The organism is Streptomyces sp. NPDC050806 (assembly GCF_055586425.1).
This window is the reverse complement of the sequence record NZ_JBVJIF010000010.1, coordinates 393789-408109: the sequence shown is the minus strand read 5'-3', so window position 1 is coordinate 408109 and position 14321 is coordinate 393789. Positions and strand designations below refer to the sequence as shown.

The 14321-nt window shown below is 73.0% G+C and carries 13 protein-coding genes; 9 read left to right on the top strand and 4 right to left on the bottom strand.

Translation table 11 applies throughout. The features are described from left to right. Window positions 1-13: 13 nt before the first annotated feature. The 5 genes from ACZ6WH_RS31270 to ACZ6WH_RS31250 all read left to right on the top strand — a co-directional run bounded on the left by ACZ6WH_RS31270 (window position 14) and on the right by ACZ6WH_RS31250 (window position 5561). On the top strand, window positions 14-1339 hold the full coding sequence (locus tag ACZ6WH_RS31270; protein WP_469732546.1) for a VWA domain-containing protein: 1326 nt from the start codon (window positions 14-16) through the stop codon (window positions 1337-1339). Continuing rightward, window positions 1339-2268 (top strand): hypothetical protein, encoded by a 930-nt coding sequence (locus tag ACZ6WH_RS31265; protein ID WP_469732544.1) that lies wholly within the window; start codon window positions 1339-1341, stop codon window positions 2266-2268. Before ACZ6WH_RS31270 ends, ACZ6WH_RS31265 begins: the two co-directional genes overlap by 1 nt. A gap of 158 nt (window positions 2269-2426) precedes the next feature. Beyond that, window positions 2427-3077 carry a TetR/AcrR family transcriptional regulator gene (locus tag ACZ6WH_RS31260; RefSeq protein ID WP_432860543.1) on the top strand — a complete coding sequence of 217 codons (651 nt, stop codon included), beginning with the start codon at window positions 2427-2429 and terminating at the stop codon, window positions 3075-3077. Continuing rightward, window positions 3070-4737, top strand: a complete 1668-nt coding sequence (locus ACZ6WH_RS31255; protein WP_469732542.1) for an FAD-binding dehydrogenase — start codon at window positions 3070-3072, stop codon at window positions 4735-4737. Before ACZ6WH_RS31260 ends, ACZ6WH_RS31255 begins: the two co-directional genes overlap by 8 nt. Beyond that, window positions 4734-5561 carry an SDR family oxidoreductase gene (locus ACZ6WH_RS31250; protein ID WP_469732540.1) on the top strand — a complete coding sequence of 276 codons (828 nt, stop codon included), beginning with the start codon at window positions 4734-4736 and terminating at the stop codon, window positions 5559-5561. Before ACZ6WH_RS31255 ends, ACZ6WH_RS31250 begins: the two co-directional genes overlap by 4 nt. Here the strand turns inward: ACZ6WH_RS31250 and ACZ6WH_RS31245 are convergent. Then, window positions 5554-5994 (bottom strand): ATP-binding protein, encoded by a 441-nt coding sequence (locus tag ACZ6WH_RS31245; RefSeq protein ID WP_469732538.1) that lies wholly within the window; start codon window positions 5992-5994, stop codon window positions 5554-5556. The genes ACZ6WH_RS31250 and ACZ6WH_RS31245 overlap by 8 nt on opposite strands. Before the next feature lie 158 nt (window positions 5995-6152). Between ACZ6WH_RS31245 and ACZ6WH_RS31240 the strand changes: the two genes are divergently transcribed. Next, window positions 6153-6968, top strand: a complete 816-nt coding sequence (locus tag ACZ6WH_RS31240; protein WP_469732536.1) for a helix-turn-helix domain-containing protein — start codon at window positions 6153-6155, stop codon at window positions 6966-6968. Beyond that, window positions 6965-7168 carry a DUF397 domain-containing protein gene (locus tag ACZ6WH_RS31235; RefSeq protein WP_469732534.1) on the top strand — a complete coding sequence of 68 codons (204 nt, stop codon included), beginning with the start codon at window positions 6965-6967 and terminating at the stop codon, window positions 7166-7168. Before ACZ6WH_RS31240 ends, ACZ6WH_RS31235 begins: the two co-directional genes overlap by 4 nt. 14 nt (window positions 7169-7182) lie before the next feature. Here the strand turns inward: ACZ6WH_RS31235 and ACZ6WH_RS31230 are convergent, their stop codons facing one another. Then, window positions 7183-8472 (bottom strand): MFS transporter, encoded by a 1290-nt coding sequence (locus ACZ6WH_RS31230; RefSeq protein ID WP_469732532.1) that lies wholly within the window; start codon window positions 8470-8472, stop codon window positions 7183-7185. A 176-nt stretch (window positions 8473-8648) separates the two neighbouring features. Between ACZ6WH_RS31230 and ACZ6WH_RS31225 the strand changes: the two genes are divergently transcribed. Both ACZ6WH_RS31225 and ACZ6WH_RS31220 read left to right on the top strand, forming a co-directional pair. Further along, complete coding sequence (locus ACZ6WH_RS31225; protein ID WP_469732530.1) at window positions 8649-9428, top strand: FadR/GntR family transcriptional regulator; 780 nt, start codon at window positions 8649-8651, stop codon at window positions 9426-9428. Between the two features lie 215 nt (window positions 9429-9643). Next, the gene (locus ACZ6WH_RS31220) at window positions 9644-10981 is read left to right on the top strand and encodes a pyridoxal phosphate-dependent decarboxylase family protein (protein WP_469732528.1); all 1338 of its coding nucleotides are present in this window, start codon (window positions 9644-9646) and stop codon (window positions 10979-10981) included. Between the two features lie 39 nt (window positions 10982-11020). On the opposite strand, the gene ACZ6WH_RS31215 is transcribed toward ACZ6WH_RS31220, so the two are convergent. Both ACZ6WH_RS31215 and ACZ6WH_RS31210 read right to left on the bottom strand, forming a co-directional pair. Further along, window positions 11021-11794: an IclR family transcriptional regulator gene (locus tag ACZ6WH_RS31215; protein ID WP_469732526.1), complete on the bottom strand. Its 774-nt coding sequence runs from the start codon at window positions 11792-11794 to the stop codon at window positions 11021-11023. Between the two features lie 132 nt (window positions 11795-11926). Next, window positions 11927-14167, bottom strand: a complete 2241-nt coding sequence (locus tag ACZ6WH_RS31210; RefSeq protein WP_469732715.1) for a HelD family protein — start codon at window positions 14165-14167, stop codon at window positions 11927-11929. Window positions 14168-14321: the final 154 nt, after the last annotated feature.

The following is a 14321-nucleotide window of genomic DNA, read 5'->3' as shown; positions in this document are numbered from 1 at the left end:
ATATGATCCGGCAATGATCATAAAACGACGACTGGCGGCCGTGGTGTGCGGCTTGCTGGTCGGTTTGACGGGCGGGCTCGCGCCGGCGACCGCCGTGGCCGACGGACCGGCCACCTCGGAGACGTCCGCTGAGACGTCCGGCACCTCGGCGGAGACGGCCGAGGACGCCCCCAAGGTCGACCTGGTGCTCGACGTGAGCGGCTCGATGCGGGCCCGCGACATCGACGGGCAGTCCCGCATGTCGGCGGCCAAGCAGGCGTTCAACGAGGTGCTGGACGCGGTGCCCCAAGAGGTGCGGCTCGGCATTCGTACGCTCGGTGCCGAGTACCGCGGTGACGACCGCAAGGTGGGCTGCAAGGACACCCGCGCGCTGTACCCCGTCGGCCCGGTGGACCGCACCGAGGCCAAGACCGCGGTCGCCACGCTGACGCCGACCGGCTGGACGCCGATCGGCCCGGCCCTGCTGAAGGCCGCCGACGACCTGGAGGGCGGCGACGGCGCCCGCCGCATCGTGCTGATCAGCGACGGCGAGGACACCTGCCGGCCGCTCGACCCGTGCGAGGTGGCGCGCGAACTCGCGGCCAAGGGCATCCACCTGACCGTCGACACGCTCGGCCTGGTGCCGGACGCCAAGACGCGTACCCAGCTGAGCTGCATCGCCGAGGCCACCGGCGGTACGTACACCTCGGTGCAGCACAAGGACGAGCTGTCCGGCCGGGTCAAGCAGCTGGTGCACCGGACGGTCGAGCCGTCGCTCACGCCGGAACCGGCGAAGGGTTCGGACAGCTGCGAGCGCGCGCCGCAGCTGAAGCCCGGGCTCTACACCGACCGGGAGGAGTTCGGCGAGCACCGCTTCTACAAGGTGGACGTACGGCCGGGCCAGGAGCTGCGCGCCTCGGTGAGCGTGGCGGCCGACCGGGCCGTCAACGACGACTACGGCGTCCAGCTGCGCGCCTCGACGCTGCGCGGCCGGGAGATCGTGCGCGGCGAGGCCACCGGTGACGGCCGTACGGACGTGCTCTCGACCGGTCTGCGCTATCCGAAGGCGGACGACGGCGGCGCGGCGGAGGACGCGGACGGCGAGCCGGTCCCCGAGACCGTCTGCCTGCGCGTCAGCAACGCCTTCTCGGCGCCCGCTTCGGTCAAGGCGGCGCCGGGGCTGCCGGTCGAGCTGTCCGTCGATGTCGTGGACGGGCCGGACGAGGCGTCCGACGCCGCGTTCCTGGGCCTCGGCCACGGCTGGTGGTTCCTGATCGCCGTCACGCTGACCGGCCTGCTCGCCGGGCTGGTGTGGGGCTGGATCTCGCGCTGGCGCGTCACCGTCTGGAGGACCCACTGATGTCTGCCGCAGCTTCTGTACGGACGCGCCTGTCCGCCGCAGCTTCTGTACGAACGCGTCTGTCCGCCGCGCCTTCTGTACGGCGGCGCCTGTCCGCCGCTCTGCTCGCCGGTGCGGCGCTCCTCGGGACGGTCGCGGGCGGGGTCGCCCTCGCCGGGCCCGCGTCGGCCGCCTCCGTGGCGCCGGCCGAGGACCCCACCCCGTCGTCCGGCACCCCGTCGTCCGACGCGTCCGCGTCCGCGACCGCCTCCGCCGACCCGGAGGACGCGCCGCCGCCCACCGAGGCCGGCACCTCCTTCCGTACCGCCACGGTCATCCGGCCGGGCCAGCAGGCCACCGCGCCGGCGTCCACCGGTGACTACCTCTACTGGCAGTTCCCGGCCGACGCGGGGCAGGGCGCCAGGGTGGACGCGAAGGTGAAGCTGCCGGACGCCGAGGCCCGGCACGGCGACTCCACCTGGCAGCTCGATGTGTACGACGGGCTGCGCCGCCGGCAGGCCTGCCGGTACGGCACGCAGACCCGGACGGCCGCGGCCGACGCCGCGACGGTCGAGCTGTCCTGCACCCTGCGGACGGTCCGGGCCGCGGCGGAGCCCTGGTCGAACGACCCGCTCCCCGGCGCGTACTACGTCCGGCTCACCGCCGTGCGTACCGCCTCCGCCGACACCGGTCTGCCCGTCGAGACCGCGGTGACCGCCACCACCACGGACGCGGGCAGCGCTCAGGCCGTGGACGGCTCGCTGGGCGCGCCCCTGGTCCAGGGGTCGGCCGCGCGGCCCGAGCCGGACGGCGGCTGGTCGTCCGGCTGGTGGTCGGCGCGCTGGCTGTGGACCGCGGCGGGCGCGGTGCTGGCGGCGCTCGCGGGCATCGCGGGGTACGCGGTCACGCGGGGACGCGGGCGGCCGTCACACCTGCCGCCGGCCGTCTGACCTGCGGCGTGCTCCATGGGGCGGGCCGGGTGGTACGTCCACCCGGCCCGCCCCTTCGACTGCCCGCCCGACTGCCCGCGTCGCACCCCTTGTCGATACACGAACGCATCCCATACATTCGCGTATCGAACGGCGTACGACGGAAGGCGGGGCCGCTCATGACATCCGCAGAGGCGGCGGCGCAGCCGCGGCGCGTCACCCGGCGCCGGGCGCAGACCCGGCAGCGGCTCCTCGACGCCGCGCTGACGGTCTTCGCCGAGGAGGGCTTCGGCCGGTCCACCGTGGACCAGGTGTGCGAGCGGGCCGGGTACACCCGGGGCGCTTTCTACTCCAACTTCACCTCGCTCGACGAGCTGTTCCTCGCCATGTGGGAGCAGCGCTCGGGGGCGATGCTGGCCGATCTGCGGACCGCCTCGGCCCGGCTCGGCACGCTGGAGTCGGTCTCCCCGGACGAGGCGCTGCGCGCCGTGCTGGAGGTCATTCCGGTCGACGACGCGTGGTTTCGCGTGACGGCGGAGTTCACGGCGCACGCGCTGCGCAATCCTTCTCTGCGCCGGGTGATGGCCGCCCGTGAGCGGGCCGTCCAGGACACCCTGCTGCCGCTCGTCGAGACCGCGCTGGCCCGCGCCGGACGGCGGGTCACCGACCGTACGGGCCTCGGACACGCCCTGGTCGCCGTGCACGACGGCACCGCGGTGCAGTGCTTGATGGAGCCGGACGACGCGGCCGTACGGCGGCGCCGCGAGGAGTTGTTCCGGCACGTGGTGAACGCCTACAGCATCCAGAGCGAAGGGGCTCGGCATGAGTGAGCGTGAACAGGCCGATGTGATCGTCGTGGGCGCCGGCCTGGCCGGCCTCGTCGCGACGTACGAGCTGGCCAGGGCCGGGCGCAAGGTGCTGCTCGTGGATCAGGAGAGCGCGGCCAACCTGGGCGGCCAGGCGTTCTGGTCGCTCGGCGGGCTGTTCCTGGTGGACAGCCCCGAGCAGCGCCGGATGGGCATCAAGGACTCCTACGAGCTGGCGCTGCAGGACTGGCTGGGCTCGGCCGGGTTCGACCGCGAGCGCGAGGACCACTGGCCGCGCCAGTGGGCACAGGCGTACGTGCAGTTCGCCGCCGGGGAGAAGCGCGCCTACCTGCACGACCTGGGTCTGCGGCTGATGCCGAACGTCGGCTGGGCCGAGCGCGGCTCCGGGCTCGCCGCCGGGCACGGCAATTCCGTACCGCGCTTCCACCTCACCTGGGGCACGGGGCCGGAGGTCGTACGGGTCTTCCGCGAGCCGGTGCTGGCGGCGGAGCACCGCGGGCTGGTGACGTTCAAGCACCGCCACCAGGTCGACGAGCTGATCGTGGAGAACGGCACCGCGGTCGGCGTCCGGGGCACGGTGCTGGAGCCGTCGAGCGCGGCGCGCGGCGTGAAGTCCTCCCGTACCGGCACCGGTTCCTTCGAACTCCGCGCCCAGGCCGTCGTCGTCACCTCCGGCGGCATCGGCGGCAATGCGGACCTGGTGCGCAAGAACTGGCCGGTGGACCGGCTGGGCCCGGCGCCGGAGCAGATGATCTGCGGCGTGCCCGCACACGTCGACGGGCGGATGCTGGAGATCACCGAGAGCGCGGGCGGCAGCATCGTCAACCGCGACCGTATGTGGCACTACGTCGAGGGCATCCGGAACTGGGACCCGATCTGGCCCGACCACGCCATCCGCATCATCCCCGGCCCGTCCTCCCTCTGGCTCGACGCCGCCGGCAAGCGGCTCCCCCCGCCGCTCTTCCCCGGCTTCGACACGCTGGCCACGCTGCGGCACATCCGGGCCGGCGGCCACGACCACAGCTGGTTCATCCTGACGCAGTCGATCATCGAGAAGGAGTTCGCGCTCTCCGGCTCCGAGCAGAACCCGGACTTCACCGGCAAGGACCTCAAGATGACGCTCGGCCGGACGAAGAAGGGCCCGACGGGCCCGGTCGCCGCGTTCATGGAACACGGCGCCGACTTCGTCGTCCGCGACAACCTCCGCGACCTGGTGACCGGCATGAACGCGCTGGGCAGCGGGCCGGAGCTGGACTACGACCAGGTGCGCCGGGAGGTGGTGGCCCGCGACCGTGAGGTGGGCCTGGCGTACTCCAAGGACATGCAGCTGATGGCGGTCCGCAACGCGCGCGCCTACCTGGCCGACAAGATCGTCCGAGTGGCCAAGCCGCACCGGCTGCTCGACCCCGCGCACGGCCCGCTGATCGCCGTACGGCTGAACCTGCTCACCCGCAAGACGCTCGGCGGCCTGGAGACCACGCTCGACGCGCAGGTCGTACGGCCCGACGGCACCCCCTTCCCCGGCCTGTACGCGGCGGGCGAGGTCGCCGGATTCGGCGGCGGCGGGGTGCACGGCTACAACGCGCTGGAGGGCACGTTCCTCGGCGGCTGCATCTTCTCCGGCCGCGCGGCGGGCCGGGCGCTGGCGAAGGAGCTGGCATGACGGGCGGCACCCCGCGCGGGGGCGAGCGTCGTACGGCGCTCGTCACCGGAGCGTCCTCCGGCATCGGCCGGGCGGTCTGCCAGGCGCTGCTGGCCCGCGGCTACCGGGTCGTCGCCACCAGCCGCAGCCCGGAGAAGATCCCCGAGGCCGACCGCCTGCCCGGCGCCGAGTACCTCGCCCTCGACCTCACCGACCCGTCGAGCATCGAGGCATGCGCCTCGGCGGCGGGCGAGGTGGACGTCCTCGTCAACAACGCGGGCGAGAGCCAGCTCGCCCCCCTCGAAGAACTCCCCATGGACGCACTGGAACGCCTCTTCCAGCTCAACGTCTTCGGCGCGGTGCGGCTGACACAGCTGCTGCTGCCGGGCATGCGGGCGCGGCGCCATGGCCGGGTCGTCATGGTCGGCTCCATGCTGGCCAGCTTCCCGCTCGCCTTCCGCTCCTCGTACGTGGCATCCAAGGCGGCCATCAAGGCGTTCGCGACCGCGGCCCGCCGCGAACTCTCCCCGCACGGCGTCTGGTTGACCACCGTGGAGCCCGGCTCCATCAACACGGGCATCAGCGAGCGGCGGACCCGCTACCTCGCCGACAACTCCCCCTACGCCGACGCCTTCGGCACCGTCTCCGCCCGCCTGGACCGCAACGAGGCGACCGGCATCAGCGCGGCCACGGTGGCGGCCACGGTCCTCAAGGCCATCGAGGCACCCCGCCCCAAGCCCCTCTACGCGGTGGGCAGCAACGCCCCGCTCGTCTTCACCCTCCGCCGCCTGATCTCCCGCCGCCGCGCCGAGTCCCTGGTGTCCCGCAAACACGGCCTCAAGTGAGCCGCGCCGGGGGCGGACACGCGATCTCGCACCACACGGTCTTGGTGCACGGGTCGCTGCCCGCGTCCGTACCCCAGCGCTCGGCCAGCGCCTCGACCAGCAGCAGCCCGCGACCCGACTCCCCGTCAGGCGTCCGGCGCCCGACGGTGGGCAACCGCTCGGGACCCGTATCGGTCACCTCGATGCGGAGCGCCCGACCGTGGTCGAGGAGGGCGAGCCGGAGCCGGAAGTCCCGGCCCCGGACGCGGCCGTGCCGTACGGCGTTGGCCGCCAGCTCCGCCACGAGGTGAGCGGCGGCGTCGGACACCGCGCAGCCGTACGGCCGGCCCCAGTCGGCCAGTTGCGCCACCGCGAGTCGGCGGGCGAGGCGTGCGCCGCGCGGTGTGGCGGAGAGCTGGATACGGAAAGCCGGGTGACCGGTCTGCTCGTTCATGTCACTCAGCGTGGTCAGTTCTGCGTAGGCTGAATACCCAGGTCGGCCGTACGCACGGTCGCTGTCCGGCTGCCGTCCGGGCCTGTACGGGCGGCGCCCCGTGACGCTGCGTGCGCCGCGGCGTTGGGTACGGGCGGGACGGCCCGGTGGGGGCTCACATGGACGTCGGCCGGGAAAATGACGACGACGAAACGGCGGCGGTACTGCGTACGGTCGGCAGAGTCATCAAGTCGTGCCGCGAACGAGCGGGACTCCGCCAGGCGGAACTGGGCGCCGCCATCGGCTACAGCGAGGAACAGGTCTCCGCGGTCGAACGCGGCCGCCGCGTCCCCAAACCGGAGTTCCTGGACGCGGCGGACGGCGCCCTGACGGCGGACGGCCTGATCTCGGGCCTGAAGAAGGACGTGGAGGCGGCGAGGTACCCGAAGAAGGTGCGGGACCTGACGAAGCTGGAGGCCGAGTCGGTCGCGTTGGACACGTACGCAAACCACACGTTGGCCGCACTACTGCAGACCGAGGAGTACACACGCACGTTGTTCGGGATGCGGCGTCCGGCACACTCGGAGGATGTCATCGAACGGAGTGTCGCCGCACGCGTCGCACGGCAGGTGGTCTTGGACAGCTCCAAGACCGCGCCAGGCTTCAGTTTCGTACAGGAGGAGGTGACACTCCGGCGCCCCGTCGGAGGCAGAATGGTGAAGCGGCGACAGCTCGAACGGCTGTTGGAGGTCGGGGAGTTCCGGAACGTCGAGATTCAGGTCATGCCGACGGACCGGGACGACCATGCGGGCCTGGAGGGCCCGTTCCGGCTGTTCAAGCTACGCGGCGGCACCACTCTGGGGTACAGCTCCCACCTCATCTCCGACGTGACTGAGGTGCAGACGCTCGAAATGCGGTATGGGATCATCCGGGCTCAGGCTCTGACCCCGAGGGAGTCATTGGCCTTCATCGACGAACTGCTGGGGGAAACATGAGCGACGGGGAAAAGTGGACCCGGAGCAGCTACAGCGGCAACGAGCACGACTCCGACTGTGTCGAGATCGCGGACGTCGGCGACGCCGTTCTCATACGTGACTCCAAAGACATCCACCGGGCGCGGATTGCCGTCGGGCCGGAGGCATGGGCCGCGTTCCTCGGGGCGGTCACCGTGCTTGTTGACGTCGCCCAGGGGTGACGAGCGCGCGTCGGTTACGCGCTCCGTGGTGGGCGGTGGAGCATCAGGCACACCGCGCTGAGGGCGGCCATCGCGGCGAAGGCGAGGGCTACCGGGGTCCAGGAGTTGCCCGTTGCGGAGAAGAGCCAGGTCGCGGCGGACGGGGCCGCGCTGCCGAGCAGGCCCGCGAGCTGGAAGCTCATCGAGAGGCCCGTGTAGCGGACGCGGGGCGTGAACCAGCCCGACAGGAGCGTACCGATCGATGCGTACGCGATCGTGCTGGCCAGCATCGGGAGGCACATCGCCGCCCACAGGCCCCCGACCGTACGGGTGTCGGCGAGCCAGAACATCGGGAAGGCGATGAGGAGATGGAGGAGGATCCCGGCCAGGGTCACCCGGCGCATGCCGAGGCGGTCGGCGGCCAGGGCGGCCAGGGGGGTGCAGACGATGACGACGACGGAGGCGGCCGTGCCGGCGCCCGCGGCCTCCGACTCGGAGAAGCCGAGCCGCCCGACGGCGTAGGTCGACATGAAGGTGACGACCACGTAGTAGCCGCCGACGGTGATCAGGAAGGCGCCGGTGGCCAGCAGCCAGGTGCGCCAGGCGTCCCGGACGACGCCGACGACGGGAGCCGCCTGCTTCGCCTCGGTCTCCTCCGCCGCGCGCGCCGCCTCGAACTCGGGTGACTCCTCGATCGAGGAACGGATGACAAGGCCGAGGAGGACGAGGACGGCGGAGAGGAGGAAGGGGATGCGCCACGCCCAGGCCACCAGGGCGTCGTGCCCGAGGAGCGCGACCAGCGAGAAGACGCCGGTGGAGAGGAAGTAGCCGACGCCGTCCCCGACTTGGGGGAAGGAGCCGAAGAAGGCCCGGCGCCGGGGCGGGGCGTGTTCGACGGCGAAGAGGACCGCGCCGCCCCACTCACCGCCGACGGCGAGCGACTGCGTCATGCGCATCAGGACGAGGAGCACGGGGGCCGCGACGCCGATCGTGGCGTAGCCGGGCAGCAGGCCGACGGCGATGGTGGCCAGGCCCATGAGCAGCATCGACCAGATCAGTGCCTTCTTGCGGCCGTACCGGTCGCCGATGTGCCCAAAGACGATCGCGCCGAGCGGGCGGCCGAGGGAGCCGACGAAGAGGGTCGTGAACGAGAGCAGCGTGCCGAGGGCCGGGCCCGCCTCGGGGAAGAACAGACCGGGGAAGACCAGCGCCGACGCGGTCGCGTAGATCCCAAAGTCGTACCACTCCACGCTGGTGCCGATGAGCGAGGCGCCGGCGACCTTCCAGGGATTGGCGCGGCGGGGCGGTGCGGCTGTGCTCGTCATTCCTTGCTCCTCCTGGAAGGGGTCCGGCCACGCCTGGATGAAGTGAAGAAATGGGTCCGACTGGACCCGAATGAAGGTTCAGTGGACGGTAAGGTCGGCCCCGAAGGCTGTCAATAGGGTCCGAGGAAAGCTCCGCAGCGGGCTGAGCAGAACCCTTCACCCACGGGGAGTCACGGATGAGCGGTACGGACGCGGAGCAGGACGGCGCGCGGCGGTCCGCGTCGCGCGACGTCGTCGCCGAGGCGCTGCGCAAGCGGATCGCGCTGGGCGGCTTCGAGCCCGGCGACCGGCTGCCGACCGAGCGCGAGCTGGCGGCGGCGTTCGGCGCGGGGCGCAACACCGTGCGGCAGGCCCTGCGGCAGCTCGCCGACGAGGGCCTGGTCGTGACGACGCTCGGCCGCAACGGTGGTACGCGAGTGGCGGAGGCGGCCCCCGTGGGCACCGCCGGCACGGGCGCGCAGGCCGCGGTGGCCGCCGACATCCGGGCGACGCTGCGGGACTACATGGAGTACCGGGGAGCCGTCGAGCCGCTCGCGGCCCGGCTCGCAGCGGAGCGCGGCTCCACCCCGGCCCGCCGGGAGCTGGTGAAGCTCCTGGACGCCGGGATCGGGACGCCCGGCGGGGCCGTCGACATCAGCGCGTACCACCGGGTGGACAGCAGGTTCCACCTCGCCGTGGCGGCGGCCGGCGGCAACGAGGTGCTGCACGAGGCGGTGGCGAGGGCGCGCGCCGAGATGTTCGTGGGCGGCAACGCGTTGTGGCTGCGTGCCGACTGGCATGTGGTGTACGGCGCGGAGGCCGACCTGAGCTGCGTCTTCCGCGATGAGCACGAAGGCATCGCGCTCGCCGTGCTCGCCGGTGACGGGGCCGCGGCGGAGCAGCGGATGCGGGACCACCTGGCGGACTCCTACCAGCAGTTCGTGCGGCTGCTGGACCACTTCGAGGGCCGCGGCTGACGCACGGGGCGCCGGAACCGTCTTGACCACCGCTCGGGGGCTCGCTTACTCTCCGAATTGGATCCGGAAGGATCCAATAATGGACCGCTACCGCCGTCCGCGCCCCGAGCGGCCCACACACGCACACCGGCACTCGCCCGCACACCGGCACTCGCCCGCACGCCCCCAGGAGGTACCCCCTGCACACCTACGACGAGGACCTCACCCGTCAGGTGATGGACCACCTCCGCCACCGCGTCTCCCTGCCCGAGCCGCCGCTCGGCCGCACCGCCGACCCCGCCGAGCTGGACGTCGCCCTCAAGGGCGCGATAGGCGCGGAGCCGCGCCCGGCCGCCGACGTCCTGCGCACGTACGCCGAGGACATCGAGCCCGCCGTCATCTCCTGCGACCACCCGGCCTTCCTCGCCTTCATCCCCGGCGCCCCCACCAAGGCCGCGGCGCTCTTCGACATGGTCGTCTCGGGGTCGTCGCTGCACGGTGTGTCGTGGCTGGAGGCGTCCGGCGCCATCGCCGCCGAGAACCAGGTGCTGCGGCTCTTCGCCGATCTCGCGGGCCTCCCCGAGAGCGCCGGCGGCTGCTTCGTCAGCGGCGGCTCGGCCGGCAACCTCTCCGCGCTCGTCGTCGCCCGCGACACGGGCCGGCACCGGCTCGGGCTCACCGGGCACGCGCCCGTCCGCATCGCCGTCAGCGACCAGGTGCACTCCTCCGTCGGCAACACCCTGCGCATCCTCGGCATCGACGCCCTCGTCGTGCCGACCGAGGACCACCGGCTCACCGGCGAGGCCGTGCGCACGGCCCTGGACGCCGCCGAGCACGACGGCGGCGCGCCCGTCGTCGCCGTGGTCGCCACCGCCGGCACCACCAACGCCGGGATCATCGACGACCTCGCGGGCGTCGCCGCGCAGGCCCGCGCCCGCGGCCTGTGGTTCCACGTCGACGCCGCGTACGGGGGCGGCGGCCTCTTCGTACCCGAACTCCGCGCCCGTATGGCCGGTATCGAGCACGCCGACTCACTCGTCGTCGACCCGCACAAGTGGATGTTCGCGCCGTTCGACTGCGGGGCGCTGCTCTACCGGGACCCGCGCCTGGCCAGGGCCGTCCACACCCAGGACGCCTCGTACCTCGACGCCATCCACGGGGACGGCGCGGGCGCCGGCGACCTGGAATGGAACCCGAGCGACTACGCCTACCACCTCACGCGACGGCCGCGCGGCCTGCCGCTGTGGTTCTCCCTCGCCGTGCACGGCACGGACGCGTACCGGGACGCGGTCGCCCACGGGCTCCGACTCGCCCGGCACACCGCCCGGCTCGCCGAGCGCACCGACGGCCTCGAACTCCTCCGGGAGCCCGAGCTGTCCGTCGTCCTGATACGCCGCGCCGGCTGGCAGCCGCGCGACTACTACGCCTGGTCCAAGCGGCTGCTGGCCGCCGGAACGGCGTTCGTCACACCGACCGTGTGGGAGGGCGAGACCGTCGTACGCCTCGCCTTCCTCCACCCCGGCATCACCGAGCAGACCGTCGACCGCATCCTCGGCTCGCTGCTGACCGACTGAACCGCAACGGGCTGACGCATCGTCAAGGGCGCGAGCGCGTCACCGCCAGGCGCCCCGGTGTCCCAGGCTCGTGGACAGGTCGCGGGCGCCCTTCGTGGCCAGCTCCGCCAGGTCGGTCTCGCTGGAGTCGGTCCAGCGGATCATCGGTACGGAGATGGAGAGGGCGGCGACGACCCGGCCGGTGCTGTCGCGCACCGGGGCCGCGACGCAGGAGACGTCCGGGTTGGACTCGCGGTGCTCGGTGGCGGTGCCGCGGTCCCGGACGGCGGCCAGTTCGGCGCGGAGCGCGGCCGGGTCGGTGAGGGTGCCGGGCGTCAGGGCGACCAGCTCGCGGCCCTCGATGCGGGCGTCCAGCTCCGCGTCCGGCAGCGAGGCGAGGAGCATCTTGCCCACCGCCGTGCAGTGCGCGGGCAGCCGGCGGCCCGCGGCGGAGACCATGCGGACGGCGTGCGTGGAGTCCACCTTGGCGATGTAGATGACGTCGGCGCCCTCCAGGATGGCGACGTGCACCGTCTCGTCGCAGGTGGCGGCCACCTCGCGGGCCACCCGCTGCCCCTCGGCCGCGAGGTCGAGCTGTTCCGCGTACCGGCTGCCGAGCTGGTACGCGCGGACCCCGAGGCGGTAGCGGCCCGGCTGATCGGGTACGGGGACGAGGTACGAGCGGGCCGCCAGCGTGGTCAGCAGCTCGTGCACGGTGGTACGCGGCAGTTGCAGCTTCCGGACCACGTCGGGGGCCGACTGCGGACCCTCCGCCTCCAGGAACAGTTCGAGTATGTCCAGTGCCCGGGTCACCGCAGGGACCAGTCGTCCCATGCCGCTCACCCACCCTCCGCCGCGCCGACTGTGTTCGTCATTCCGGTCAACGGCCGGAATGACGAACACAGGGTAGGGCGATGAGGGTTCGGCTGTCGACGGCCGGGACAGCACTGCCGCCGGCCGCCGTTCTCAGTGCGCCGCCAGCCCCTCCAGCCCCGCCGGGAGCGGCTGCGTGTGGACCACGCCCAGCCGCTGCGTGGCGCGGGTGAGGGCGACGTAGAGGTCGCTCACGCCGAACTCGGCCGGCTCCGCCACGAGCACCGTGTCGAACTCCAGCCCCTTGGCCTGCCGCGGGTCCAGCAGCACGACCGGGCTGGTGAGGTCGGGGGCCGTGCCCGCCGACGCGGTGGGCACGGCGGCCAGCAGCGCTTCGTGGTGGTGGCGCTGGGCGATGACCGCGAGGCGGCCCTCGGTACCGGTCTCCCGGGCGACCGCGTCGGCGACCGCGCGCGGCAGGTCGTCGGTCCGCCTCGACCAGGGCGGTACGCCGGTGGAGCGGACCGAGCGCGGCGGTTCGAAGGCCGCGGCCGTCGGCGTACCGGCGTACGCGGCCCGGAGCGCGGCCGCCGCGACCTCCATGATCTCGGCGGGGGTGCGGTAGTTGACACCGAGGCGCACATGCTCCCAGCGGTCGCCGACGTACGGCGTGAGGATGGACTCCCACGTGCCGCAGCTGCCGGGCTCGGCGGTCTGCGCCGGGTCGCCGACCAGCGTCATCGAGCGGGTCGGGCAGCGGCGCATCAGCAGCCGCCACATCATGGCGGACAGCTCCTGCGCCTCGTCGACGATGATGTGGCCGAAGGCCCAGGTGCGGTCGGCGGCGGCGCGCTCGGCCGCGGTGCGGTGGTCGGTCTCCTCCTGCCGGTCGGCGAGCAACTCGGCGTCGATGAGGTCCTGAACGCCCAGTACCTCCGAATCCTCGTCGTCCTTGCCCTCGAACTCGTGCGTGCGCGAGGCGTACGCGAGGTCGATCACGCCCTGTGCGTAGGCGATCCGCTCCTGGCGCTCGGCCTCGGCGGCGGCCTGCGCGGCCGAGTCGTCGTCGCCGAGCAGCTCGGCGGCCTCGTCCAGCAGCGGGATGTCGGCGGCGGTCCACTCGCCGCCGTCGCGCCGGATCGCGGCCGCGTCGGCCTCGGGGAGGTGTACCGGGTCGGCGAGGAAGTCGGTGACCAGCTGCTGCGGGGTGAGGGCCGGCCAGAGGTCGGCGATGGCGGCGTGCACCTCGCCGCTGGCCGCGACGCCCTTGCCGAGCTGGGCGATGTCGTCGGGCCCGAGGAAGTTCGGGCCACCGTACGGGTCGGCGCCGAGCCGGTCGGCGAGCTGGGCGGTCAGCGCGTCGATGATGCGGAAAGCGAAGTGCGGGCGGGCGAGGTTGTGCGGCAGCCTGGTCTCGCGCGCCTGGTGGCGGGCCTCCAGGACGATGTCGGCGTCCAGCAGCAGATCGCCGTCCTCGTGCGGGACGATCGTGTCCGGCTCGGGCAGCCGCTGCCGGTCGCGTACGTACGCGGCCAGCGCGTCGGCCATCGCGGCACCGCCCTTGACCGCGGCGGCCCGGGGCGTGTCGGTCCCGGTGGCGGTGACGCCGGGGAAGAGTTCGCCGGGCGAGGCGAGCAGCACGCCGGTCTCGCCGAGCGCGGGCAATACCTCGCCGATGTAGCCGAGGAACGCCGGGTTGGGGCCGACGATGAGGACCGCGCGCCGGGCGAGCACTTCGCGGTGGGCGTAGAGCAGGTACGCGGCGCGGTGCAGGGCGACGACGGTCTTGCCGGTGCCGGGGCCGCCCTCGACGACCATGACGCCGCGGTGCGGGGCGCGGATGATGCGGTCCTGCTCGGCCTGGATGGTCTGCACGATGTCGTGCATGCGGCCGGTGCGGGCCGCGTCCAGCGCCGCGAGCAGCACGGTGTCGGCGTCGGTGCCCTCGTGGCCGGTGCGCACCGTGTCGGCGAGGTCCATCAGCTCGTCGTGCAGGGCGGTGACGCGGCGCCCTTCGGTGGAGATGTGGCGCCGGCGGCGCAGCCCCATCGGGGTGTGGCCGGTGGCGAGGTAGAAGGGGCGCGCGACGTCGGCGCGCCAGTCGATGACCAGCGGCGTGTGCTCGGCGTCGTCGCGCCGGATGCCGATCCGGCCGATGTGGTGGTCGCTGCCGTCACGGAAGGAGAGCCGGCCGAAGCACAGGCCGTGCTCGCCCGCGTCGAGGGCGGCGAGCACGCCGGCCTGCTCGGCGACGGTCACGTCCCGCTCCAGCCGCGCCTGCATCGTGCCGGCGTCGGCGACCGCGAGGGCGCCCTGGACCGCGGCGCCCGCCCCGGCGCGCAGCTCGCCGAGGCGCTCGTAGAGCATGTCGATGAATTCCTGCTCGCGGCGCATCTCCTCGTCGGCGGCCCGGTCCGGCCCCACGCCCGATTCCCCGCCCGGCACCTGGATTGACAATTCGACTCCCGCCTGGTTAAGATGACTCCAGTTAGCTTCGCCCTGCCTGAAATATTTCTTGGCATGCGAATCTCCCAATATACGCGGAAGT